This is a genomic window from Pseudomonas sp. 65/3-MNA-CIBAN-0223 (assembly GCF_040310425.1).
Lineage (GTDB): Bacteria > Pseudomonadota > Gammaproteobacteria > Pseudomonadales > Pseudomonadaceae > Aquipseudomonas > Aquipseudomonas gregormendelii.
This window is the reverse complement of sequence record NZ_JBEOPV010000024.1, coordinates 1-24,063: the sequence shown is the minus strand read 5'-3', so window position 1 is coordinate 24,063 and position 24,063 is coordinate 1. Positions and strand designations below refer to the sequence as shown.

Genomic DNA, 24,063 nt, shown 5'->3' with positions numbered 1-24,063 from the left:
TTGTTTTTTGCAGGAACCAACGTGAGCTAGACCACGGCGCCAAACAAGTGCCCCACCAGCGCCGTAATCCCCATGGCCAGCGCCCCCCAGAAGGTCACCCGCCAGGCACCGGTGATGACCTTGGCGCCGCCGGCCCTGGCGGCAATGGCGCCCAGTGTCCCGAGAAACACCAATGACATGCCCGATATCCAGGGCACCACGCTGTGCTCCGGCGCGACAAACGTCACCGCCAGGGGCAGGGCGGCACCCACCACAAAGCTGGCGGCGGAGGCCAGGGCGGCCTGTAAGGGTTTGGCGGTAAGGGTGGCGCTGATACCCAGTTCGTCCCGGGCGTGAGAGCCCAGTGCGTCATGGGCCATCAATTGATCGGCCACCTGATGCGCCAGTTCGGGTGATACGCCACGGTGCATGTAGATGTTGGCGAGCTCGATGTGTTCGGCTTTCGGGTCACTGGCAAGCTCGGCCCGTTCGCGGGACAAGTCGGCGCGCTCGGTATCGGCCTGGGAGTGCACGGAGATGTACTCGCCTGCCGCCATGGACATGGCGCCGGCCATCAGCCCCGCCATGCCCGTGACCAGCAACGTGGCGTGGCTGGCGTTGGCGGCGGCGACGCCGATCAGCAGGCTGGCGGTGGAGACAATTCCGTCGTTGGCCCCAAGGACGGCGGCGCGCAGCCAGCCGATACGATCACTGCGGTGGGACTCGGTGTGTCTGTGCATGAATTTCATGGTTGAGCGCGACTCACTGTCATTAGGCGGTTCACATCGGACGGGTTTCAATCTGCGCCTGCAACTGGCCGCCGACAATGGATATTTCCTTGAATTGTTGGCCGTCGCGAAGCACGAACAACGCGTCCATCCCGCGTTCCTGAGCCAAGCGTGGGCCTTCGGTTTCACCCAGCACCATCAGCGCCGTGGCCCAGGCATCGGCGAGCATGCACGAAGCGGCCACCACGGTGACGGCGGCGAGCGGGTTGCACAGCGGCGCGCCAGTGGCCGGGTTCATGGTATGGGCATAGGCTTGACCGGCCACGTCGACCCACCGTCGGTAGTCCCCGGAGGTCGCGATCGCGGCATCGCCAAGCTCCATCACGCCCATGACTTCACGCACGCCCCGCTCAGGTTTTTCCACCGCCACGGTCCAGCACTGGCCATCGGGTTTGACGCCCCGGGCGCGCATTTCGCCGTCGATGCCGACCAGGTAGCGGGTTATGCCCAAACCTTCCAGGCAACGGGCCAGTTCATCGACGCCAAACCCTTTGGCGATGCCATTCAAGTCAAGGTGCAGCTGTGCGCGTTTACGCACCTGATGACGTAATGGGTCAATCACCAACGCTGCGCTGGCTGACAGCCGGGTGCGCGGCGGCATCGTCGCGAGCGCCTGCTCTGTGACCGTCTGCTCTCCGGGGCCGAACCCCCAGGCATCAACCAGATCACCGACCCCGATGTCGAAGGCGCCGCCGGATTGCTGACTGACACGCAGTGCCGCAGACAACACCGTTGCCAGTTCCTGGGGCACTGATACCCATTCCTGCTCGGGGGCGGTGTTGAGGCGGTTGAGGTCCGAGTCGGGTTTCCAGGTGGACATTTGCTGGTCCACCCGGGCCACGGCGCGCGCCAGGCGATGGCCAATTGCGTCGGTATCGATCCCGGCCCCGGCATAAAACAGGGCGATGTAGCGCGTGCCCATCGTTTCGCCGTTCAGGCTATAGCGTTGCAACTCAGTAAACGTCTTCACGGTAGCGTCCTTGTGCCTTGAGGGTCAGCACAGTCAGATTGAGAGGTGCCAACACTTCATCGAGGGCTTGCATCACGCCTTTGGCCATTTCGCGACTGCCACACACCAGCACCTGGGCACCTTTTTCAATCAGCCGGCGCAAGGTCAGGGCATCGCCGATCAACCGATCTTGCACATAACAGCGGTCCTGAACCTGAGAAAAGGCGGCGCGCAATGCCGTCAGGCGTCGGTCGGCCAGATACTGATTGAGCTGCGGTTCATAGAGAAAATCCGAGTCCGGGTTGCGCCCGCCCCAATACAAGTGCATTGGGTGTCGCGCCTTGTTGTTGCGGATAAAACCGGCCAATGGACCGATGCCGGTACCGGCCCCGATCAGGATCACCGGGTGCGTGCCCGACGCCGGGCGAAATTGCGGGTTGGGCTGGATAAACGCTTCGATCTGCGCACCAATGTCCAGGCCATGAAGGAATTCCGAGCACACGCCTGCGTTGTGTTTGCGAACGCAGATTTCCAGCACGCCGTCCTGCGAACCACTGGCCAGCGAGTAGAAACGGGGGATCGGACTGCCCGGAGGCAAAATCCCGACCAAGTCACCGGCCAAGAAGTCCGGCAGCGCGCCGGGTGCCTTGAAGCGCAACACGTGGGTCGGTGCGTTCACCTGTTCGCCGTAGACAATGCGCTCTGTCAACTCCAATGGATGGGTCTGTGGCCGCTGCGGGGCATGGACCAGTGTCAGGTCATGTTTGAGCACGTCGCCCAGCGCGTGGCCCCAACGTGCAAATTCCTGAGAGGATTGGCGGTTGACGGTTTCCAGCCCCAGTAACGGCAAGCCACCGGCCTGCAACATCGCGTCCTGCACCTGATGGGCGAACTGACAGAACTGCGCAAACTGGCGGTCGCCAAAGCCCAGCACGGCAAAGGGCTGGCCGGGCTTGAGGCCGGTTTTGGCCAACCGCGCCAGGAACTGCGAAGCCGAGGCTGGCGCGTCGCCGTCACCGTGGGTCGCGGTGAGGATGATCACGCGCTGGGCGCTGCGGTAGTCGTTGGCGTATTGATTCATCGCCGCGCTATGCACTCGGTGTCCGGCCAGGTGCAAGGCGTCATGCAAGGTCTTGGCAAAGCCCCAGGTGCTGTTGTTTTCACTGCCCACCAGTATCACGCTGTCGGCAGAGTGGGCAGGGCTGTTGTGGCCGATGTTTGGGCTCGCCTTGCGGCGGCGCCACCATAACAGGAGGCCGGTGACGCTCATCAACGGCACACAGAGGGCACAGAGCCCAAGCGGCAGGCCCAACCACCACAGGCCTTCACCGGTGTGCAGCTGATAGATCAATTCATAGAGGTTGTGCATCGAGTCGTGTGCCTGATAGGACAACAAAGCGCCGCTGGCCTGATCCACGTAGCCGTCGCCCTGGGCCGTGCGCCGGGAAAACACGTCCTTCGGGTTACCGGGGCTGGGGTAGACCAGCTCGCGCAGGTCATTCAGGTCGGTGGCCTGCAAGGCTTGCAGGTTCGCCACCGGCAAGGCCGGGCCGGCGCTGACGTGGGCGGGGAAGGCGGGTTCACTCTGACTGCCGTCGGCGATAAAACCAAAAGTGGTGGCGGACATGTAAAGCCCGCTCAATGCCGACAGCAGCAGCCCGAGCAAGGCCAGTCGCCCGACTTCAGCATGCCAGCGCTGGCTGAAGGTGCCGTGCAGTGGCCGCAGCAGGTTGCGCCAGCCACCCAGGCGCCGGGCCAGCAACAGCGCGCCGGACACTGACAGCATCAGCATCAACAACGCGCCGACTCCCGACACCCCATGGCCCGGCGTGCCAAGGAACATCGAGCGGTGCAGCTCTTTCACCCAACGCGTGAACGCGGAGGGTGCATAAGGCGCGAGGCCTTCTCCGGTCAGTGGGTCAACCGTTTCAGCCCCGGCCTGACCGTTCTGGTTGTAGTAGACAATGACCATCCCGGACGCTGTGCGCTGGATCTGCTCCACGCCCGGAAAGTGACTGGCGACACGCCCGGCCAGTTGGCCGACGTTAAGTTGCCCGGCCGCGGTGGCGGTGTTGTGCAAGCGTTCCAGCGCCGGGTCGACCGACAGGATCGCGCCGCTGATGGCCAACAGCATGACCAACAGGGCGGCGATCAGGCCGGGCAGGGAATGGGACTGGCGAAGCATGTTCAGCCTCCAGAAAGGGCAAGTGCTACAAATCGTAAGTAAAGGACTCGACATAGGTGCTGCCGGTTACCGGCTTGCCGGCGCCCTTGGACGTCAACGGCACGCCGACATCGGCGCGAGCGTCACGTTTGTCCTCGACGGCGCTGTCGATGCGGATCTGATACCCGGCATCGATCAGGGTGTCTGCCAGCTCGACGCTGACCTTGAGCGTGCGCCCGCTGCCGACACTGGCGCCGCTGACGCCGTCAAACTCGCTCCGGTTCATCCCGCTGCCACGGGCCCAGTCGCCCAGGTGCTTGTAGTACTTGGCCTTCTTGCCGGCCACCCACAGGGTTTTCTGGTACTGGCCGTTGGCGTCGGTTACGTAGATCGCCAGGTAAGCATCATTGCCGATGTAGTCCTTGAGCTGGGTGGTCAGGGTCACTTCCCGGGCCTGGGCCAACCCCGGCAGGGCAATGGCGCCGGCGAGGCAGGTGGCTGCGATGATCTTTTTCATGAGGGTGTCCTTTTGATCGTTAGGTCGAGAGCCTGGACCTGCTTGCTGACAGCAACCTGAAGCGCAGGGAAAACTCATCGACAGGCGGACATCATTCGGTCAGCGGGCTGCCGAGGTAATCCCTGGCATCGCCGTCGTCGCGGAAATGGATCTCGAGGGTGCGCAGGCGCAACGAGGCCGGTGAGTAGTTGGCTTCGATGACGTTGCCCTTGCGGTCCAACCCCTTGAGCTCGTAACAACCGTCGTCGACCTTGATGCGTTGCACGCTCCAGCCGTATTGCCGCTCGACCTGCTCACGCAGGTTTTCGCGCGGTTGCCAGTCGCTCACCGGGTCGCTGCAGTCGTCGTCGGCCAAGGCGTAACCGCTGAGCATCAGGCTCAACAGCGCGGCATGGGCAATAAAACCTGATTTCATGATCTGTCTCCTGCCGAGGTCGGCGTCTGTGGCATACCCTAAGGTGCATTCCTGACAACCAGCTGAATCTTCAGATTCACGTCAGGTAGGGCGATTAAGGTGCGGCACAACAATCACCACAGGAGGTGCCAGATGCGGGTTTTATTGGTCGAGGACGCGCCAGGGTTGGGGGAAGCGGTGCGCGAGCAGATCGCCGATGACGGCCACGCCGTCGATTGGGTGCAGCGCCTGGCCCATGCGCGCAACAGCGTGCGCACCACGCCTTACGACCTGATCCTGCTGGACCTGATGCTGCCCGACGGTCGCGGGCTGGATTTCTTGCGTCAGCAGCGCTCGGCAGGGGACGTGACCCCGGTGATTATCCTGACAGCCCAGGATCAGATTTCCGATCGCATCGCCGGCCTCAACGCAGGCGCCGACGACTACCTGGTCAAGCCGTTTGACCTGTTTGAGCTCTCGGCCCGTGTGGCGGCGGTGGCCCGACGTTACAGCGGCAACCCCAATCCGCAGATCAGACTCGGCGATTTACAGATCGACATGAGCGCCCGCACCGTGCAGCGTGCCGGCACCACCGTGGACTTGACGGCCCGCGAATGGGCGCTGTTCGAAGCGTTCGTGCAGCGCCCTAGCGCGTTGTTGTCCAAGTCGCAGCTCGAAGAGCGGCTGTATGCCTTCGGTGCCGAAATCGAGAGCAATACCATCGAGGTGTACATCAGCCGGCTGCGCAAAAAACTGGGGCGCGATCTGATTGAAACCGTGCGCGGCATGGGCTACCGGTTGGCGGCCGCATGAAGTCTTCTTCGAGCCTGCAAAAACGCCTCGGCCTGGGGCTGACCCTGGGCATGACCTTACTGTGGCTGGGCGCGACTGTCGGCGCCTGGCTGGTGGTGCAACATGAGTTGAACGAAGCGTTCGACAGTGCGCTGGAAGAGACCGCGCAACGCATCTTGCCGCTGGCCGTGATGGAAATCAGCAACCGGGAGGAACCCCGTGAAGCGCAGCACGTTGCGACGTTGAAAATGCACAAGGAATACCTGACGTACCTGGTGCGCGATGCCAGCGGCAAGATCCTGATGCAGTCCCACGACGCCAACCCGAAGATCTTCAATCAACAGCCGACTGAGGGGTTTACCACTTCTGAAAAATACCGCTTGTACGGCGCCAGTGCGTTGCGCGAGACGCTGTTTATCGAGATAGCCGAGCCCCTGGATCACCGCCGTGAAGCCGCGCGGGAGGCCTTGTTTGCCTTGTTGCTGCCGCTATTGGCGCTGATTCCTGTGAGTCTGTTGGGCACCTGGTTATTTGTGCGGATCAGCCTGCGCAGTGTGTTGGCGTATCGTCGTGCGGTTGAGGCGCGGGGCGTGGGTGACTTGTCGCCAATCAAGGTGGCCCGTCTGCCGGCAGAAATCGACCCGTTGGCCGAGGCGGTCAACCACCTGCTGGAGCGCATGCGCAAGGCCCTTGAAACCGAGCGCAGCTTTACCGCCAACAGCGCCCATGAACTGCGCACGCCACTGGCCGCGACCCTGGCGCAGATCCAGCGGTTACGCCACGAGGCGCCCGAAGGGCCGTTGCGAGTGCGTGCGGCGAAGATCGAAAATGCCTTGCGCGAGCTGGCACGGCTATCGGAAAAGCTCATGCAACTGGCCAAGGCCGAGGGCGGCGGGCTGTTGTCCGAAACGCCTCAGGACTTGATTCCATTGCTGGCCCATGGGGTCGACGAGTGGAGCCAGCGCGGCGGCCAAAGCATTGAGTTGCATCTGCCGGGCCAGGCCAGCGTGTACTCGAACATCGACCCTGACGCCTTTGGCATCTTGTTGCGCAACCTGATCGAGAATGCGTTGAAGTACGGCGCAACCGATCAACCGGTGGAAGTCAGCCTCACCGAACAGGCACAGCTGCGGGTAGTCAATGGCGGCCCGGCGGTACCGGAGTCGGTGTTGCAGCACCTGACTGAGCGCTTTGTGCGAGGTCACCGTGAAATCAGCGGTTCAGGACTGGGCCTCGCGATTGCCAAAACGATTGCGCAGGGGGTCAACGCGCGTATGCAATTGATCTCTCCTGCAACCGGTCGACAAGAGGGTTTCGAAGTGCGCGTCTGGTTGCCGCTTGAACGAGCCCCATGAAAGACAGGACACCGTTTCCCCCTTACGATCGCGCTGATCCTCCTTGAGTGCATTCTCTTGGGGATGAATGCCCGAGGTTCTAAAAAGAATTTCGATGGCCACCGTCAGTCATGAGACTGCTCCCTTTCCTGCCCTTTGACGTTTTTCCTGAAGCCCCGGAGATTCATCAGGAATAGACAAACCTGTAAGGCGATCAATGCAAACGCTTCTGCATAGGCTCCCCAAATCACCCACAACACGTTGCTCAAGCTGAAGCATACAAACCCGATCATCCGCCGTCCTGACCGCTGCGATCCGATTAGCCATGCGGCGAGAACGGTCACAAGCATCGCGGGCCATTGAACCCAGTCCAGATAAGCCAAAATCTCCTCCCAACACCTTTCGATGCACTAGATCGCTAAGCACCGCGTAATTTCATCGGGGCTTTGATGGTTAACTACGGTCACCGATTTCCCCAGTATGTAGCAGGGATGAAGCTGACCATTAGGATGTGTCGTGACAACCACGGATATCAATGACCAGCCCTCATGAAGCTTCAGGTTTGATTCGTACCTTCGACTCCCTGCGCGATGAGTTGGTGGACTTCACGACCATAACGTTGGACGTGCCCGGGGTCGGGAAATCGCAAATGCCCCGCAGGCCGATGCGTCTGCCGCGCTATGCTGACTTGGTCGCCGAGATGCTCAAGTAATTGCCAGCTCGCCGCCTTGGTCGGCTGGACAAGCCTGCTGCGGATTGTCCGTCTGCGCCAGCGTACGCTGATCCTCACCGGCGATATGCCCTAGATTTAGCGATGGTCACTTAATATGAGATTGGGGCAGCAACGCCGCTCAGCCCTGAGGTTGACCGAAGTCCCACACATATGATGCGCATTGGAATATAAGGATGATGTTGACTAAAAGGCGCAGATCTTTATTGGGTTTCATTCTCATGGCTGCCGGCTTGGTCGGTTTTTCGGCCCTGTTACTGCTTAAGTCAGAAACTCAACGCAGGGAGACACGCTTCTCGGATTACGTGCAGAACATCTCGAGCATCGTGCGAAATAAGCTTGATACCAATGAAGCGGTATTGTCGGGGTTCTCTGCCTTTCTCCAAGCGGTCGATCAGAGCGACACGGAAGCCGCAGCCCGTTATGCGTCAGCCGTATTGTCCGCATACCCTCATATTTACATGCTTGAGGCGGCGAGGGCGGTTCCCATCTTGGAGCAGGCTGCATTTGAGACTCTGATGCGCCGCACTTGGCGTCCGGACTTTGAGCTCAAAGACTTCCCGAGTCTCACCCAGCAACCTGCCCAGCATCAGGCCTACCTCAGTGAGACTTGGCCTGTGTTGTTTATGTACCCGCCGCTTCCCGAATCCAGTTCCATCTATGGCGTTAGATTGGAAACCGTTGGGCATCTTTCCTACGCGTTGGCCCGCACTCACAATAATCCGAAGCCGGTTGTATCACCTGTCTTCTCTATGTACGAAGGAGGCAGCGCTTACATTCTCATGCAGTCCGTGAGTCGGCCCGAAAATCTAAGGGAGAGCAATCGGCCCAATTTTTTCGGAAGCACCATGGTGTCTTTGCTTTTGATCCAGACCGGCTCGCTGTTGGATGCGGTCAATGATTCGAACATAGATCCCTTGGTTCATATCAGCGCAGTCATGAAAGCCGGGGCAGGGTCTGAAAGTAACGTGTTCTCTACGAACGCCAACAATGCTGGCTTTCTTGATCGTCTGATTTTGCCGCGCCTGACTGATCGAGTCGAAATCAGAAGTACCTCGCAACCGATGACACTGCTGTTTGAGCGTCAGTTACGTTTTGCAGACGTTTTGACTGCGCACGCGCTGATCATCCTTTCGGTTCTCGCCGCGGCTCTCTTTCTTATTCCAGGGATACTGATACGGCACTTCAGGGCGATAGAAAGAGCTGAGGTTGAGCACGAAAGATCCGCCTATCTTGCGACCCATGACGTACTCACCGAACTGCCAAACCGCTACCTATTTGCTGATCGTTTTCAGCAAGCCTTCTCCGGTTGGAAAGAGCGGGCGGAACCGTTTGCGGTGCTGTTGATCGATCTGGATCATTTCAAACAGATAAATGATCAGCACGGTCATGAGATCGGTGATCAGGTTCTTCAAGCGGTCGCAATTCGCATGCTTCAGGCCACTCGCTCGACTGATACGGTCGCCCGCTACGGAGGAGATGAGTTCGTGATTCTGATTAAGGATTTATCCAACCCCGGAAGTGCTGAAACCAGAGCAGCGAGGGTGCTCGACTCCATTGCGGGTACAGTCGTGACAAGCGTTGGGGAGCTTTCCCTTTCTTGCTCTATCGGCGTCTCAATTTGCCCGTTGCATGGACAGAGCCTCGACGCATTGCTCAAGGCAGCGGATCAAGCTATGTACGGGGTAAAACAGCTAGGGCGCAAAGGTATTGCGATCACTGAATACCCAGAACCTTGAGATATTTATGATCACCAAGTCATTTCACAACACCGCTTGTCGCACGGTCTCGGTCATCGTGGGGTTATGGAATGCGGTTGCGACTTCTCGTTCGAAGGGTGATGAGACGATAGGGGCGGGTGGGGTCGTAAAGTGGTCAGCGAGTGCCCGTGCTTAGAGCTGGCCTTTTTCGATCAATGGTATTGAGTCTGGCGCTTTAGTGGGAAGGCCCGCATTTGCGGCGTCCTCAGCGTGACGAATCAACCTTACGAGTTTCATCGCGAGCCTAGGCAGCGAGCCATCCGTCAAAGTGACGTACGGAGGTGATGGCATAGTGATATCTTGGTATCCACCAGCCTCAGTAATGGCTTGAAAGTAGGCAATCAAATGCACGATGACTTCAACACCCAAAGCTCAGACGCTATGAATCTGCTGGTGCAGGCTGCTGCCTACTCGGCAGACTGCACCAGGGGACTGCTTGTGGGTGGAGTGCCAGGGAAGTGGTCGATTATCGCCAGTTACGGCGTGCAAGAAGACCTGGTCGTCGAGGCCCCTACTGAAAGCTTTCTACGTGAGGTCGTTTCCCAAAAAGCTTTGATCGCAATCAGTGAAGCCGCAGGACAGGTCATGCCTATCTTGTTTCACCGGCTTATGTATTTCCGAGAAGGCTTTCTGATTGGCCTAGCCGTCCGTGGGGCGGACAACAGTTTGTTGGGCGTTTTGCTGGTCAGCAGTGCTGAGCCGCAACAGCGCTTGAGTGCCGCGCAAACATACGCCTTACAAACGCATGGCGCTCTTTTTAGTAAGCTGATTGAGTCCAAGGGAACCGAACCTGTCCCGGCTATTGATCCGTTGATCGAGCGCTTGAGGCTACTTGAGTCCGTGGTGGTCAATGCGAAAGACGCAATCCTGATCACTGAGGCCGAGCCCATAGATCAGCCCGGCCCGAGGATTGTTTACTGTAATCCCGCGTTCATCACCGCTACGGGTTTTAGCTCTTCAGACGTGATCGGGCTAACCCCTCGTATTCTCCATTCGGAAGATACGAGCAGAGCGACTCTCGATTCAATTCGTGCCGCATTGTCGAAGTGGGAGCCCATTGAGGTTGAGCTTATCAACGCGCGCAAAGACGGCAGCAAATTCTGGGTGCAACTGAGCATCGTTCCTGTCGCCGACGAGCGTGGGTGGTTCACCCATTGGGTTTCCGTTCAGAGGGATATCAGCGAACGCAAGGAAGCCGAGTTGCTGGCACTTCAGGCTCAGGCTGATAGAGACGCGAAGGTCGCGTTGGAGACGCGGCTGCTAGAGAGGGAGCGCATTGAAGAGGAGCTTTCATATGCAGCCTTTCACGACGATCTGACCTTGTTGCACAACCGGGCTTATCTTATGTCCAGGTTGCTGAGTATGTTCACTGCGAGCAAGCCTCACTATGTACCTGCGGCCACGGTACTTTTTCTAGACCTTGACCGATTTAAATTTGTCAACGATAGCCTTGGCCACAGCGCAGGTGATCATCTCCTGAAAGTCGTCGCGCGGCGCCTTGAAAGCTGTATCCGGGGAGACGATATCTTTGCCCGCATTGGCGGCGACGAATTTGCAATTCTACTGGCTGGGGATGAAACGGCTCCTCTAGCCATTGAGCTCGCTCAACGCATCGTTAGCCAGCTCAGCCAGCCAGTTGCGATTGATGGCCAAGATATTTTCACGTCCTGCAGCCTGGGCATTGTCACAACTGACGCCTCACACGAAACACCTGAAGATTTGCTTAGAGACGCTGATGTAGCGATGTACGCCGCTAAGAAGAAGGGGCGTGGCCGCTGGACGATATTTGATGCCTCAATGCGAAAGGCTGCTATTGATGCACTCCTGATGCAGAACGCGCTGAAGCAAGCCATTGCGCGCGAAGAGTTTTCAGTTGTTTACCAGCCGATTTATAACGTCAAGACCGGTGAAATAAGTGGCGTCGAAGCTTTGGTCAGATGGCTACATCCAGAGCTGGGGCATGTGCCTCCAGACGTCTTCATCCCGGTAGCGGAAGATATCGGTGTCATTCATGAGTTGGGCCATTGGGTCATGCAACAAGCTTGCACAGAACTAATGCGCTGGAAGCACGAATTTCCTTCTCTACGATTGCATTTGAATGTGAACGTATCAGGTACTGAGCTCATTCGTCCTGGTTATGTAGCTCAAGTCAGCAATGTGCTGTCGACCACGGGAGTTTGCGCACACGAGCTCCAGATTGAAATTACGGAATCTGTTTTTCTTCACGAACCTGAGATGACCGCAAGCGTGCTGGAGGGGGTTCGGCAGCTAGGTATTCGCGTGGCGCTTGATGACTTCGGTACGGGCTACAGTTCCCTAGGATATATTGATCGCTACCCGCTCGATGCCATCAAAATCGACCGTTCCTTCGTTTCTAGAATGATGTCCTTCGACCGAAGTGATGCCATCATCAGAAGTATACTTTCCCTTGGCAGGACGTTGAATTTGGCTATCACAGCGGAGGGCATTGAGACGCTCGCTCAGCTCCAACGATTGAAAGAAATGGATTGCCCATTCGTGCAAGGGTATCTGTTCAGCCCTCCAGTACGTGCGGAAGAATTATCTACATTGCTGCAGTCCTGGTCAGCGAGCTGAGGGATAGTAAATTGTGGTGAGCCTGTCGTAGTTGCTTATGATAACGATGCGTCCCCAACGTTTTTATGGCCATTTCGAAATTCTATATGATTCGGATGCCAACGGGCTGGGGACTAATGACGGCCCGGCTTGTTAGTGTTGATTGAAAATTGACACAAAACGGAGTGCAGAAAAACGGGCTGCGGCGATCAGAATCCGCGCCACTCGAGTCCAGTCTTGGCCGGAGGACTTTATTCCAGAAGGGTTCTCACTAGCGGCGCGATTAAAATCAGAGTTGTACAAAACCTGTACATAAGATACGGTCTGTACAGATTTTAACGATAGCGAAAAATTTCGCTGCGCTCAAGCAGCAGGGGTTACCCATGCAATTGATAAGCTTTGGATCTAATGACATCGAAAATACTCTCGCCAAAATGTCGGCTGGACAGCTCGATAAGGTTGCATTTGGAGCTATCCAGCTGGACGCGTCCGGTAAAATCCTGCAGTACAACGCTGCGGAAGGTGACATTACGGGCCGCAAACCGAGCGAAGTAATTGGAAAGAATTTTTTCCGTGATATTGCACCTTGCACCAATAGACCCGAGTTCCAAGGGCGCTTCGCCGATGGTGTCAAGAATGGCAGCCTCAACACCATGTTCGAATATGTCTTCGACTATCAAATGAAGCCCACGAAAGTAAAAGTGCACATGAAGAAGGCCCTCATTGGCGAAGCCTATTGGGTTTTCGTAAAGCGTCTCTGATCCCTCGTTTACACTAATCAGCCAGAAAGGATGACCTTGAACCGACTTGAACTGGATAAAGCCAGTATCCTGGCCGTTATAATCTCTGTACTGGCTGATGAACTGAAAACCCTGCGCCACCTCTCTTCACACCAGACAGGTAGCGAGCGCTGGAGCGAGTCGACCCTGATAGGGGACTTACAGCAAACATCCCTGCTTGACCACGATGGGATCGCCATAGGCGCCGACTCGCTGGAGCTCCTGAGTTTTGCGACCAGTGTCGCGATGTTCTTCAACATCTATGAAAGCGGTCTTGAAGACTATCTGCTGCGCTTCCAGACACTTGGGGAGTGGGCAGACCTGGTTGTCACTGCCCGCCAGCGGGGATCCAAGAACATTACGTTCGCTACGTCTGGAAGCACGGGTACACCTAAGCAATGCTCACAGCAATGGGATGGCCTAGTCGCCGAGACAATTTTTTTTGCTAAATACTTTGGCTCTGACTCGACTCTTGCGCCGCAACGAATCATCGCACTGAGTCCATGCCATCATATATATGGCTTTATTTTCAGCATATTGTTGCCCTTACAACTGCACGTGCCGGTGATGCGCGCGCCTAAAGCACTGGCAATGGCCCACCAGCGCGAACTACGGGCAGGCGACCTGATGATTGGCTTTCCGTTTATCTGGCGACAATTAAGTCGTCAGGGCAGCCGCTTTCCGTCCGGGATTACAGCGATCACCTCTACTAGCCCCTGCGACCCTACGATAATCAGCGAGCTCAGCAGTCAAGGCGTGGATCGCATGGTCGAGGTCTACGGCTCAAGTGAAACAGCCGGAATCGGGGTTCGAAGCGATCCCGGGTTACCCTTCCAGCTACTTCCGCGATGGCAACACGGCAGTCATGCCAACACCCTTGCCGAGTGTGAAACTGGCATTGAGTATGAATTGAGTGATCACGTGAAGTGGCTGGGCCATGCACATTTTCTGCCTGAAGGTCGTCGCGATGAGGTTGTACAGGTGGCTGGGATCAATGTGTTTCCGTCTCGCATCACCGAGCGTTTGCAGTGTCTTCCCGAGATTGCGGCTGCAGCTGTTCGGCTTATGTCCGCACACGAAGGTGACCGCCTGAAAGCGTTCATCGTGCCCGCCGAGGATCATGTTGACCAGGAGGCTCTGGAGGCATTCCTGCATGCTTGGTGCATGCGTAATCTAACAGCAGTGGAACGCCCCAAAGCGTTCACTTTTGGCCCGACGCTGCCGCATAACTTAATGGGTAAACAGAGCGACTGGTCTATAAAGGGCGGGGTTTCTGCGGAGCCTTAACCAACGGGAATCTTGTGCTGAGGCGGTAATCGCCTTGGCCCCCTCCGGGGTAGAACCCAAGCGTTCTATACGAACCTGGTCGACCCAACGGCGCTAGGGCCAATATCCAGGCTGGCACAAACATCGGGAACTGACTGACCCTCGTCCAGCACCATGCTGGCGGCCTTGAGTTTGAACTCACTGGAATAAGATTTACGCATATCCAAACACCTCAGATTTGGCCGCCATGATAGCGCCCGATTGAAGTGTCCAAAATCATTAGGCCAGTTCACAAAGACGATGGTAGTGATGTGTGTGCACTCATTCATGCTTCAGAAATCGACCGCGATGATCGGGAGAAGGCGATTGGCAGGAATCATATTTGCCAAATAGCCGGTAACGGTTGAGGGCGATCTTGTTGTACATCCAGTCGCGGAACGGGCCAGGGATGATTCGGGCGACTTTCAGCCAGCGCCATGGTGCAGGTAAGCGATCAAAAATTCTGAACATCGCATCGGAGCGAACGTGGAATTGGTGATCAGCGATTAATACGATTGTGTTGAACTCATGCTGGGGTAGGCCGGCCCACTCCAGCAAGGCCTGACCCTCAGGAGACTGCACCGTCGCTAGCTTGATCCGATGTGCCCGGTCATGTCGGATGATGAATTTCGCCCACCCATTGCAGAGTTTGCAGGTACCATCGAATAGAACGACTGCTTCGCCTGGTGGCACTAGCCGTCCGCTTCCTGAGCGATGGGGAGCCATATTCCCTTTCAATTCACACTCCATCTGAAACAGCCTATAGGCATTGTGTGTTGTTTGAGGATTCTCGGCCTCAAGCGATCCTTTCTATGGCGCCTACGCGATTATCCGTTCTGGAACGGCCTTAGGGATCAAGTTCATATCACGCAGTTTGTCGAACACATCGAAAAATGCCTGATCGCTCGCCTGGTAGGCGGTGAAACCCATGGCCCGGCTCTTTGACATATCCGTGACAACTTCGATGGGCCGACCCAGGTCTGCGTCGGTGTGCCATGGGGAGACCAGACGCCCAATATCGGGTTCTTTCAAACCGTGTTCCGCAACTATTTGCGTCCATACGGCTTGGTCGTCAGCCATCTGCTTCTCAAGGGGTGAGAGTGAAGCGGGATAATCGGCAGCAGGCAAGTCGAAGTATTTGGCGATCCTGCTCCACATCCATTTCCAACGAAATACATCGCCGTTAGTGACATTGAATGCCTGGTTGGCTGCAGCCGGCGTGGTGGCTGCCCACAGTTGTTGTTTCGCCAACTGCCGGGCATCCGTCATATCGGTGAGGCTGTCCCACTGCACTCTTGATCCGGGAAACACAAAAGGGCGATTGGTTTGTTTGCAAATCGAGGCGTAGACGGCGAGGGTGGTTGCCATATTCATCGCGTTCCCTACGGCAACCCCGGTGACGGTATGGGGGCGATGAACGCTCCAAGTGAAGCCGTCCTTTTCAGCGGCGGCGAAGAGTTCGTCTTCTTGGGCGTAGTAGAAATTTTCGATGTCCAGACGACCCTGCTCTTCGCGAAAAGGTGTTTGAGGAAGGCTTCCTTTACCATACGCTTCGAACGGGCCGAGGTAGTGTTTGAGACCAGTAACCAGTGCTACATGCTCAACACTCCTGGCCGGGCGAATGGCGGCGAGTACGTTGCGTACCATGGCGGCATTGACGCGAATATTCTCGGCCTCCGTGGCTTGCCTTGACCATGTGGTAATGAATACATGAGTGGGTTTCAAATCCGCCAGCGCATGTTCCAGCGACGCCGGATCCTGAAGGTCTGCCGCGATAGGGATCATTCCGGGAGCCTGCGACGGATGTCGCGACAACGCAGCGACCTGCCACTTGTTGTCGATCAGTAACTGACTAATGGCGCTGCCAACGATGCCGCTGGCGCCCACGACCAATGCTGTCTGGGTCATACGTTTCTCCTTGATGTAGAGTTGGGAGTCCGCATCAGCAACAGAGGTTCAAACTAAACCGGATCCGCATTGGCCTCTCTTGTGTGCCAATGTGTGCCAGGCAGATCATTCGCGCCGAATAATCGCTTGGCCATCCACCATCTCCGCTGCTTCGCCCGCCGTGTCAGCTCATCTATGAAATAGGCATACGGATCATGCCCATTCATGCGTGCTTAGATATCCAGGCAAATTTTGCCGAAATGCTGGTTGGTTTCCTGATACTTGAACGCTTCGACAATCTCGCTCAAAGGGAAATGACGATCAATAATCGGGCGCATGCCATTAGCATTGATGGCTCGGATCATGTCTTGCTGCTGGCTGCGGCTACCCACCAATACACCCTGCAGACGCACTTGCTTGATCAGTGCTGGTACAAAATTCATTGCACCGCTTACGCCACTCAATATCCCGATGATGGAGATGTGACCAGCAACCCGAATTGCAATCATCGATTGCTCAAGCGTCGCAGGGCCGCCGACTTCGATGATGTGGTCAACACCGCGGCCACCCGTTAGAGCGCGTGCAGTTTCGCCCCAGTTAAGGTCTTTGCGGTAATTGATCACATGATCAGCACCTAGCGCTTTCAGACGTTCAAGCTTTTCGTCGCTTGAAGAGGTAGCAATGACGGTAGCACCGGCCATTTTAGCGAACTGCAGGGCGAAAATTGAAACGCCACCAGTACCTTGGACTAGCACGGTGTCGCCCGGTTTTAGGGAGTCATCGGCCATCAGGGCGCGCCATGCAGTAAGGCCGGCGGTAGTAAGCGTCGACGCTTCAGCATGGCTGTAGCCAGTAGGCGCGAGAGTGAACGATGTGGCTTTGGCCGTCACTTGCTCACGGGCGTAGCCGTCAATGCCATCACCTGGCACGCTAACAAAGCCTTCAACCAGTGGCACACCGTTGATCCACTCCGGGAAGAAGGTGCTGACGACCGAGTCACCCACCTTGAATTCAGTGACATCTGGGCCGATAGCAATGACTTCACCGGCACCATCGGCCATGGGGATGCGTTTTTCGCTAGGGCCCCACATACCGCTGACCACCGCGAAGTCGTGGTAGTTGAGCGAGTTGGCGTGGAGGCGTACGGTGATTTCGCCACGTGCTGCGGCTCGGACTTCGCTGCTGCCAACCACAACCTTTTCATAGCCGCCACCGGGTTGGACGAAGATAGTTTTGCTGCTCATAGGGGTTTCCTTATATTTTCTAATTACGCGAAATAACGAAATGAAAATTGAAAAATTACAATTCGATAATCAGCCTAGCCGCAAAGTCATCAATCGCCTGCTGATTGCGCCTTCTTCTCGCCATGTGTTGAGCAATTCCGCGTAGAATTCGCGTCCATCTTATGCCACCAATGCCAGCGATATAAGCTTCGCTGCCGCCGAGAGCTGGGTAAATTCGCAATCAAGAAAGAGTCGCATGCCGTTAGAACTCCGTAATGACCAGGGGTCGCCTGGATATGTCGCAGGGGATCGAAGGCCAGTTCGTGAGACGGTCACGCTTTAAGCACGTCATGCAAGTGATTGAGCTGACGGGCTTATCACGCGACTGCCGAAGGAAAGGCTTTCGCGAGCGTTAAGGGGCTCTCGGATCGAAATCGAAGTGGGGATGTGACGTCTATGCAGGTCCCCGATGACACCAGTCAGTAACAATCCTAGTAAAATTTGTCGAGCTAAGTACCACTCCTTTGAGATGTCCTATGAACTCTGAATTAACTGAAGAAGAAATGCGTCGTGCCCTGTTCGGTACGGATGAGCCCGAAGTGCAGGTTTCTGCTCCTCCGGTGCAGGAGCCTGTGCCCGAGGTTGTACTTACCAAGCCGGTTGAAGCTCCGATAGTTAAGAAAGCAGTAACGAAAGCGTTTACGCCTAGGCTTAGGGTCACGCTCCGGGTTGGTAATGAATTTGAGGGGAAGATGCACGAGTTGATTCACGAGGCCGATACGTTGAGCTCGTTGCTTGCCGAGCAAGAGGCCGTGAAGGCTGCCAGGAAGAAGTACAAGTATGTTGAAGTAGTATCGGTCAAGTCGATGTAGAGACGCTCCTAGCTTCCTAGTTTAGGCGGTTAATCGTGCCTGCGTCAGGATCATTGAGTATGGTGCCAGCAGTCGCGCTGTGACAAACCGAGTCGTTGGCGACGGTGTGCGACTTGTCGCTACGGGCTTTCATACTTGCCTATCCGCGCTCAGCTTGCTTCATGCATAGATGGTTGTTGGCTGACAATTAGCGAATCCAAGTCCCATGCGCGAGGCTAGTGAGATTGAGTTTTTCATAGGAAAATCTCTTAGATAGACCCTTTTCGGGCAGGACTTGGAGGTTCCGATTGGTGAACTGGGATTGGTTAGCGAGAACCCGGGCTTTTATGCTTAAAAGCGACGGCCAAGCTTTTTACGATGCATCCAATCGACTCATGTCCGGTCGTGCTTCTCATCGGAAACTGACTGCGGTCGCTTGCGATAGTGGCCTATAGCCGCTAATAGTGAGGAGGTGCTTGGAGAGGGCGTGAAGATGATTTCGAGATTTGTTGTTGTCCCTGCAATCCCAACGGAAACGGGATCAACGCGTAAAGGAGTGCGCTTTTACTGCCAGACCGCACCAATAGGCTTCAACCTCTACGACAATGAGGGAAAGCTGCGTCTGAAGACAACCTATCAGACCCGGGAAGAAGCGGAGAGGGAGTGCCTGCGGGTTAACCTGGAGCGGCTTCAGAGCGTCCTATCGGAACGGGAATCCGTGCCCGCTCTATAGGCATTCAATCCCGCATAGTTATCAGGGGCCGGATTTCGAAACGAGTGGATCAGAAGCTGGCGGAAGCACGACTTACTCCATTCTGGCGTCGATGCTCGGTATTCAGGAGCGAACAAACTGCGTCTGCCTCCATCCTGACTTTGAACACACCATGCTTGCTAGCTGAACCTCCCTCTACAAGATCAACGACTCTGTATCGCTTACTGCCATCGTCCAGTGTGGTGTTATCCCGGCGACACCGCCATCGCCTACACTTCATAGGTCTGACTGCGTAGCAAACTCCTCTTGAAGCAGGTTCTGAACAAACCATGACCACATCAAAATTGCCCGTCCGTGCATTGATGCTGATGTTTGTATTGTTTGCGGCACTGCCGCTCCGAGCCGCCCAACTGGACCCTGGCTGGCCACGTGAAATTGTCCGGGAGGACGCGACCCTCATCTACTACCAGCCACAGATCGACGACTGGAAAGATTTCAAGGAGCTGAGCGGTCGAATGGCATTTAGCATTACCCCTCGCGGTAGCAAACCACAGCTCGGCGTGGCCGCGTTCCAGGCGCATACCGATGTGGACCTCGACAACCGCACGGCACTTTTAACCAATCCGCAATTCGCCAGCACCGCGTTTCCCGGTATGGACCCGCAAACCAGCCAAAAGCTGGATCAACTGGTGCGCACGTTTCTCAATCCACAGGCTTCAATGACCCTGTCAGTCGATCGCTTGGTTGCGAGTGTACAAAACAAAAATTCGCCGCCCGTGACAGAGGTCAAGAACGATCCGCCAGCCATCTTAGTGAGCTATGCGCCGGCGATCTTGCTGTATGTCGACGGGGAGCCGACGCTCGCACCGGTCCAGCATTCAGACCTTTCGTTCGTGGTAAATGCCAACTGGCCACTGTTCACAGACTCGGCCAGCCACCAGTACTACCTGTTCACCGGACAGTCATGGATGACCTCGACCGACCTGAAAAGCGGTTGGGTCGAAACGAAAGCGCTTCCCGCCTCGATGTCAAAAGTGCCGGCGGATCCGACGTGGGCAGATCTGAAGCCCTTTATTCCGCTACCCAAAGGGCAAAAGGCCGAGGCGCTTGGCGTGTACTACAGCAGTCCCCCTGCCGAGTTAATTGTCTTTGACGGGCCGCCGGTCTACACCGCGATACCCGGCACCCAATTGGTGGTCGCCAAGAACACTGAGAGCAATGTGTTCGTTTTTTCTCCGACCCGGACGTTCTACTACCTCACCGCCGGCCGATGGTTTTCCGCTCCCGGTCCTGGCGGGCCGTGGACGTTTGCAACGAACCAGCTGCCGCCTGACTTTGCCCTGATACCGCGTGACAGCGAGGCTGCCTGGGTCCTGAGTTCCGTGCCCGGCACACCAGAGGCCGAGGATGCGGTACTGCTCGCACAGATCCCGACAACCGTTGAAGTCAACCCTGCTGCGGCGGCGAGCGCCGTCAAGGTGTCATACAGCGGCGAACCTGAGTTCCAGCCCATTGAAGGCACTGCACTCTCATACGCAACGAACACGCCGGACAAAGTGATCAAGGTCGACAATCGTTACTATGCCTGCACTCAGGGCGTGTGGTTCGACTCGTCGACACCGGCGGGACCGTGGCAAACCACGACTTCTGTGCCGCCCGCCATCTATACGATCCCACCGAGTTCGCCCGTCTACAACGTCACGTATGTCACGCAGCAGGTCATGCCTAGCGGCATGGTGCAGGCAAGTTACACGCCGGGGTACCTCGGTGTGTTCATCGCAGGCGCAGTCGTTGGCGCGATCATCGCGCAAGGGAACGGGTATTACTATCCGCCCTACATCGGTATCGGGGGCGGTCGTTATCCTTCGTATTACCCACGTCCGATGCCCTATGCCTATCGCACATACAACCCTTACACGGGTGCCAGCGGCATCAGAAGAGACGCTTACGGGCCCAATGGCGGCGCGCAATGGGGGGCGTCGTACAATCCCAACACTGGCACCTACGCTCGAGGCGCTGCTGTGTCGGGGCGATACGGCAGCGCCGCTGTCGGCCAGGCCTACAATCCTTACACCGGGGCCTATGGCGCGACGCGTCAAGGCTCGAATGCTTATGGCCAGTGGGGTAGCTCCGTCGTGACGAAGGGTAACCAGTGGGCGGCGACTCAGCATCAGACGACGGCCAGAGGCTCGGTGGGGACGTACCAGAATTCGGCAGGCGGCAAGGCCATTGCCGGCACCAGTATCAATGGCCGTGCGGCGGCGGGCAAAACCGCGAGCGGCGATATGTACGCCGGACGTGACGGCAACGTCTATAAAAACACCAACGGGAATTGGCAAAAATATGATGATGGCTCCTGGTCTTCGGTGAACAAGCCCACGCCAAAAAACGCGTCACCGCCAACACAAAGCGCGCAACCAAAACGCGCTACCGCAGGCGAGGCGGCCAGTTCTGCCACCAACGCGCAACCTGCAAAAAAAACGCAACAACAGCGCACCGAAGTCAATGAGGCAACCACGCAGCAGAGGGCTCGGAGCGCTCAACAACAGCGACCGGCTGCATCGAGTGCTAACAGACCGAGCGCAGGTGTTCAACAGAGTCCTGCCAGCGGCTATAACCGCGCAAATGGCCAAGCATCCATGGGTGAGTTGAACCAGGATAGGCAAAATCGACAGAGAGGTGCGGACCAGACTCGGCGCCACGTTCAGACCCAACGCGGCGGCGGTGACTTTCGCCGTTAGCGAACAATCAAACCAGGTGGCGGCTATTTGACTTCATCGAGTTATAGTTCACGTAGCCGAACTCACTGCTGGGCGCCGCCACGTGTTTGCCGTCCTTAGACCAATACATGAGCCAGTAGCCCGGGGCCTGCCAGGCCCCGGGCTACTGGGCGGCTCGGCGCTGGTACTTGGGCGATGTGCTCACAGCAGCGGCAAACCAGCTTGGGACGAACATGGCGGATCACCCTGAAACGTGCCGGAATGTACTCCAGCACCTCAGACACATCCTCCTCCAACTGACGAAGCGTCCCACCACAACCGGAGCATTGCGACTCGGGCGGATGAACATGGGTTTCGCGGGGGAGATGTTCAGGCAATGGTTTACGGCGGGAAACTGTACGAGGTGCTGGCTCAGTGATGGGCATCACTTCGTCCTGGCTGACCTCCAGCTCTTCAAGGCTCAACTGAAGTTGGTCGACCATCGCATCCAGTTGCTTGGAACTGCGACCGGACTGCGTGCGCCGCAATTTGGCGATCATTATTATCAGGCGCTCAATCTCTGCCCGCTGGCCATCCCACCACAGCAATTTGATCCGATCACCGCGTCGTCCGCGAAAAGCAAAGATGGGGTTTGGGGAGCAATGGAACCAAAAACCAACGTAAGCCTGCCACCGCCGCTCAGTGGCCCTTCCCCAAGCATTGGGCTTGATAAAACAATTGCACATCTCGGCTTCGGTCAAAGGGGAGCAGCGGGACAGAGAGCACACTTAAGCTCGGATATTCTTGCTTCTCTACCTACCCGCAGACTTTCCTGGCCAGGTCATATGTTGTTCATGAAAACTACCTCTTTACCGGAACGGGATTTCGACACCAAGGTGTCTAATACAAACGACCCCACCGCTGACAATTCCGTTCCGCAAACCAGAGTCAGATGCGGCGCCATCACACCAATGTTCTCATGCGATATTACGAACCTTCGCTCGTTGCCAAATGTCTATTAATGGACGTTTGCTTAAGTGCGAATCCTGGAACGGAGACTACTTAATGAGCAAAGTAAACGCACCTCGCTGCATGAAAATTGGAGTTTTTGGTGTAATGTTAGAATAACAATCACGGAGCGATTTCCCATGTCCAAGCTCGCAGAATTCCGCCAACTCGAAAAACACCTGGCCGAGCAACTCCAAGCTCTCGAGGCGTTGAAAGGCGACGCTGGCCTCAAGAAAGAAATCGAATTTGAAACCAAGCTACGCGCTCTGCTTGCCGAGTACGGCTACAACTTGCCGAACGTGATCGACCTGCTCGATCCGCAAGCTGGCCGTCGCGCTCCAGCAGCCGGGCCCAAGTCCAAAACTCGCAAGCCACGCCAATTGAGGGTCTACAAAAATCCGCATACCGGTGAAGTCGTCGAAACCAAAGGCGGCAACCACAAAACGCTGAAGGAATGGAAAGCAGAACATGGCTCCGCGACCGTCGAGTCTTGGCTGACCAAGTGATTTTGGTTTGAGTACAAAAGGGCCCTTCGAAAGCCCTTTTTATTTGCAGTTTATTGAAGTCAGCGACCAAATCCTCAACCGGCGTTTCCGGCTATCTACTACACCTCCATTCGTGTGCTTCGCAAACCTTCAACAGAGGCAAAGATGACGAATTCAAGCTGGGCAGATCAGGTGGCGCTTGTGAGTGGAGCGGGCAGTGAGCTTGGAATCGGTATGGCTATTGCCCATCGTCTTGGGGCTCAAGGGGCCAAGCTGATCGTCACGGCAAGCAGCGCACGCATCAATGAGAGGGTTGCGGAGTTACGCGCGGCCGGCTTCGAAGTAGAGGGTCGACCGGTAGACTTAACTCAAGAAACTCAGGTTAGTGAGTTCGTCGCTTGGGCTGAGGCTGTCTGGGGCCGCATCGATATTCTTGTAAATAATGCCGGTATGGCGATGCAAGGGAGTCCAGAACCGTTCGCCGAGTTCACGAATACGAGCCTCGAAACCTGGAATCTTTCCATCGCTAGAAATCTGACAACTGCGTTCCTGTTAACTCATGGTGTGTTGCCTGGGATGCGGGAAAGAGGATATGGCCGCATAGTGAACATCAGCTCAACCACCGGCACACGAGCCAGTAATCCAGGAGAGGCTGCTTACAGTGCAGCAAAGGCCGGAATGGTAGGGATGAACATGAGTCTAGCTCTTGAGGTTGCTCATCTAGGTATCACTGTGAATTCAGTTGCTCCTGGTTGGATAGCTACAGGGTCGAGTACTCCTGATGAAGTCAAAGCAGCACGCTCTACACCTCTCGGGAGAGCGGGGCGGCCAGAGGAAGTGGCTGCAGCCGTTGTATTCTTGGCTTCACCTGAAGCGAGTTACATCACCGGTGAGTTGCTTGTGGTGGATGGAGGCAATTGCTTGGTTGAGAACAAAGCTAATTAAGACTTTTTAGTCCCTTCTGCGACCGTTGAATCCTGGCTGACCAAGTGATTTTGGTTGGAGTACAAAAAGGCCCGAGAGAGCCTTTTTTGTTAAACACGACGAGTGAATAGACTAGGGAAACTCTGAAAAAGACTTCCCGATCTGGTGAAATACGCACCTCACACGAACAGAACGGTTGAGCCCCGATG

21 protein-coding genes and 1 pseudogene are annotated in these 24,063 nt (G+C 56.5%); 11 read left to right on the top strand and 11 right to left on the bottom strand.

Annotated features, from left to right (window positions below):
* Window positions 1–26: 26 nt before the first annotated feature.
* The 5 genes from AAEZ09_RS23640 to AAEZ09_RS23620 all read right to left on the bottom strand — a co-directional run bounded on the left by AAEZ09_RS23640 (window position 27) and on the right by AAEZ09_RS23620 (window position 4,812).
* Entirely contained in the window at window positions 27–728 is a 702-nt protein-coding gene (locus AAEZ09_RS23640) for a VIT1/CCC1 transporter family protein (RefSeq protein WP_350601003.1), read from the bottom strand.
* Between the two features lie 31 nt (window positions 729–759).
* A complete protein-coding gene (locus AAEZ09_RS23635) occupies window positions 760–1,737 on the bottom strand; it encodes an FAD:protein FMN transferase (RefSeq protein ID WP_350601002.1) in 978 nt (325 codons plus the stop codon).
* Complete coding sequence (locus tag AAEZ09_RS23630; protein ID WP_350601000.1) at window positions 1,721–3,901, bottom strand: PepSY domain-containing protein; 2,181 nt, start codon at window positions 3,899–3,901, stop codon at window positions 1,721–1,723. Before AAEZ09_RS23630 ends, AAEZ09_RS23635 begins: the two co-directional genes overlap by 17 nt.
* A gap of 25 nt (window positions 3,902–3,926) precedes the next feature.
* Window positions 3,927–4,397: a DUF2271 domain-containing protein gene (locus AAEZ09_RS23625; protein ID WP_350600999.1), complete on the bottom strand. Its 471-nt coding sequence runs from the start codon at window positions 4,395–4,397 to the stop codon at window positions 3,927–3,929.
* A 91-nt stretch (window positions 4,398–4,488) separates the two neighbouring features.
* Complete coding sequence (locus AAEZ09_RS23620) at window positions 4,489–4,812, bottom strand: PepSY domain-containing protein (RefSeq protein WP_350600997.1); 324 nt, start codon at window positions 4,810–4,812, stop codon at window positions 4,489–4,491.
* A 132-nt stretch (window positions 4,813–4,944) separates the two neighbouring features.
* Between AAEZ09_RS23620 and AAEZ09_RS23615 the strand changes: the two genes are divergently transcribed.
* Together AAEZ09_RS23615 and AAEZ09_RS23610 are read left to right on the top strand one after the other, a co-directional pair.
* Entirely contained in the window at window positions 4,945–5,604 is a 660-nt protein-coding gene (locus AAEZ09_RS23615) for a response regulator transcription factor (protein WP_350600996.1), read from the top strand.
* Window positions 5,601–6,938, top strand: coding sequence for a sensor histidine kinase (locus AAEZ09_RS23610; protein WP_045058417.1), 1,338 nt, complete (start codon window positions 5,601–5,603; stop codon window positions 6,936–6,938). The genes AAEZ09_RS23615 and AAEZ09_RS23610 overlap by 4 nt, the downstream gene beginning before the upstream one ends.
* Window positions 6,939–7,042: 104 nt before the next feature.
* Here AAEZ09_RS23610 and AAEZ09_RS23605 read toward each other — a convergent pair whose 3' ends face one another.
* Window positions 7,043–7,300, bottom strand: a complete 258-nt coding sequence (locus tag AAEZ09_RS23605) for a hypothetical protein (RefSeq protein ID WP_350600995.1) — start codon at window positions 7,298–7,300, stop codon at window positions 7,043–7,045.
* Between the two features lie 152 nt (window positions 7,301–7,452).
* On the opposite strand from AAEZ09_RS23605, the gene AAEZ09_RS23600 reads away from it, so the two are divergent.
* From AAEZ09_RS23600 to AAEZ09_RS23580, 5 genes are all read left to right on the top strand, one after another.
* Window positions 7,453–7,629, top strand: coding sequence for an alpha/beta fold hydrolase (locus AAEZ09_RS23600; protein WP_350600994.1), 177 nt, complete (start codon window positions 7,453–7,455; stop codon window positions 7,627–7,629).
* Window positions 7,630–7,826: 197 nt separating this feature from the next.
* Window positions 7,827–9,386, top strand: a complete 1,560-nt coding sequence (locus tag AAEZ09_RS23595) for a diguanylate cyclase domain-containing protein (RefSeq protein ID WP_350601043.1) — start codon at window positions 7,827–7,829, stop codon at window positions 9,384–9,386.
* Window positions 9,387–9,752: 366 nt separating this feature from the next.
* The gene (locus AAEZ09_RS23590) at window positions 9,753–12,002 is read left to right on the top strand and encodes a putative bifunctional diguanylate cyclase/phosphodiesterase (RefSeq protein WP_350600992.1); all 2,250 of its coding nucleotides are present in this window, start codon (window positions 9,753–9,755) and stop codon (window positions 12,000–12,002) included.
* 362 nt (window positions 12,003–12,364) lie between these two features.
* Entirely contained in the window at window positions 12,365–12,742 is a 378-nt protein-coding gene (pyp, locus tag AAEZ09_RS23585) for a photoactive yellow protein (RefSeq protein ID WP_350600990.1), read from the top strand.
* A 36-nt stretch (window positions 12,743–12,778) separates the two neighbouring features.
* Window positions 12,779–14,047 carry an AMP-binding protein gene (locus AAEZ09_RS23580; protein WP_350600989.1) on the top strand — a complete coding sequence of 423 codons (1,269 nt, stop codon included), beginning with the start codon at window positions 12,779–12,781 and terminating at the stop codon, window positions 14,045–14,047.
* A 65-nt stretch (window positions 14,048–14,112) separates the two neighbouring features.
* On the opposite strand, the gene AAEZ09_RS23575 is transcribed toward AAEZ09_RS23580, so the two are convergent.
* The 4 genes from AAEZ09_RS23575 to AAEZ09_RS23560 all read right to left on the bottom strand — a co-directional run bounded on the left by AAEZ09_RS23575 (window position 14,113) and on the right by AAEZ09_RS23560 (window position 17,196).
* Entirely contained in the window at window positions 14,113–14,202 is a 90-nt protein-coding gene (locus AAEZ09_RS23575) for a hypothetical protein (RefSeq protein WP_350601042.1), read from the bottom strand.
* Window positions 14,203–14,347: 145 nt separating this feature from the next.
* Window positions 14,348–14,791 carry a thiol-disulfide oxidoreductase DCC family protein gene (locus AAEZ09_RS23570; protein ID WP_350601041.1) on the bottom strand — a complete coding sequence of 148 codons (444 nt, stop codon included), beginning with the start codon at window positions 14,789–14,791 and terminating at the stop codon, window positions 14,348–14,350.
* Window positions 14,792–14,884: 93 nt separating this feature from the next.
* On the bottom strand, window positions 14,885–15,973 hold the full coding sequence (locus AAEZ09_RS23565) for an SDR family oxidoreductase (RefSeq protein WP_350600987.1): 1,089 nt from the start codon (window positions 15,971–15,973) through the stop codon (window positions 14,885–14,887).
* A 212-nt stretch (window positions 15,974–16,185) separates the two neighbouring features.
* Window positions 16,186–17,196: a zinc-dependent alcohol dehydrogenase family protein gene (locus AAEZ09_RS23560; RefSeq protein ID WP_350600986.1), complete on the bottom strand. Its 1,011-nt coding sequence runs from the start codon at window positions 17,194–17,196 to the stop codon at window positions 16,186–16,188.
* A 515-nt stretch (window positions 17,197–17,711) separates the two neighbouring features.
* Between AAEZ09_RS23560 and AAEZ09_RS23555 the strand changes: the two genes are divergently transcribed.
* Entirely contained in the window at window positions 17,712–18,047 is a 336-nt protein-coding gene (locus AAEZ09_RS23555) for a hypothetical protein (protein ID WP_350600984.1), read from the top strand.
* 1,020 nt (window positions 18,048–19,067) lie between these two features.
* On the top strand, window positions 19,068–21,479 hold the full coding sequence (locus tag AAEZ09_RS23550; RefSeq protein ID WP_350600983.1) for a hypothetical protein: 2,412 nt from the start codon (window positions 19,068–19,070) through the stop codon (window positions 21,477–21,479).
* A 98-nt stretch (window positions 21,480–21,577) separates the two neighbouring features.
* Here AAEZ09_RS23550 and AAEZ09_RS23545 read toward each other — a convergent pair.
* Window positions 21,578–22,027 (bottom strand): annotated as a pseudogene (locus AAEZ09_RS23545) (transposase domain-containing protein); the annotation flags it as partial.
* Between the two features lie 558 nt (window positions 22,028–22,585).
* Here AAEZ09_RS23545 and AAEZ09_RS23540 point away from each other — a divergent pair.
* Both AAEZ09_RS23540 and AAEZ09_RS23535 read left to right on the top strand, forming a co-directional pair.
* Window positions 22,586–22,951: a histone-like nucleoid-structuring protein, MvaT/MvaU family gene (locus tag AAEZ09_RS23540; protein WP_350600982.1), complete on the top strand. Its 366-nt coding sequence runs from the start codon at window positions 22,586–22,588 to the stop codon at window positions 22,949–22,951.
* Between the two features lie 144 nt (window positions 22,952–23,095).
* Window positions 23,096–23,875 carry an SDR family NAD(P)-dependent oxidoreductase gene (locus AAEZ09_RS23535; RefSeq protein ID WP_350600981.1) on the top strand — a complete coding sequence of 260 codons (780 nt, stop codon included), beginning with the start codon at window positions 23,096–23,098 and terminating at the stop codon, window positions 23,873–23,875.
* The last annotated feature ends 188 nt before the right edge of the window (window positions 23,876–24,063 follow it).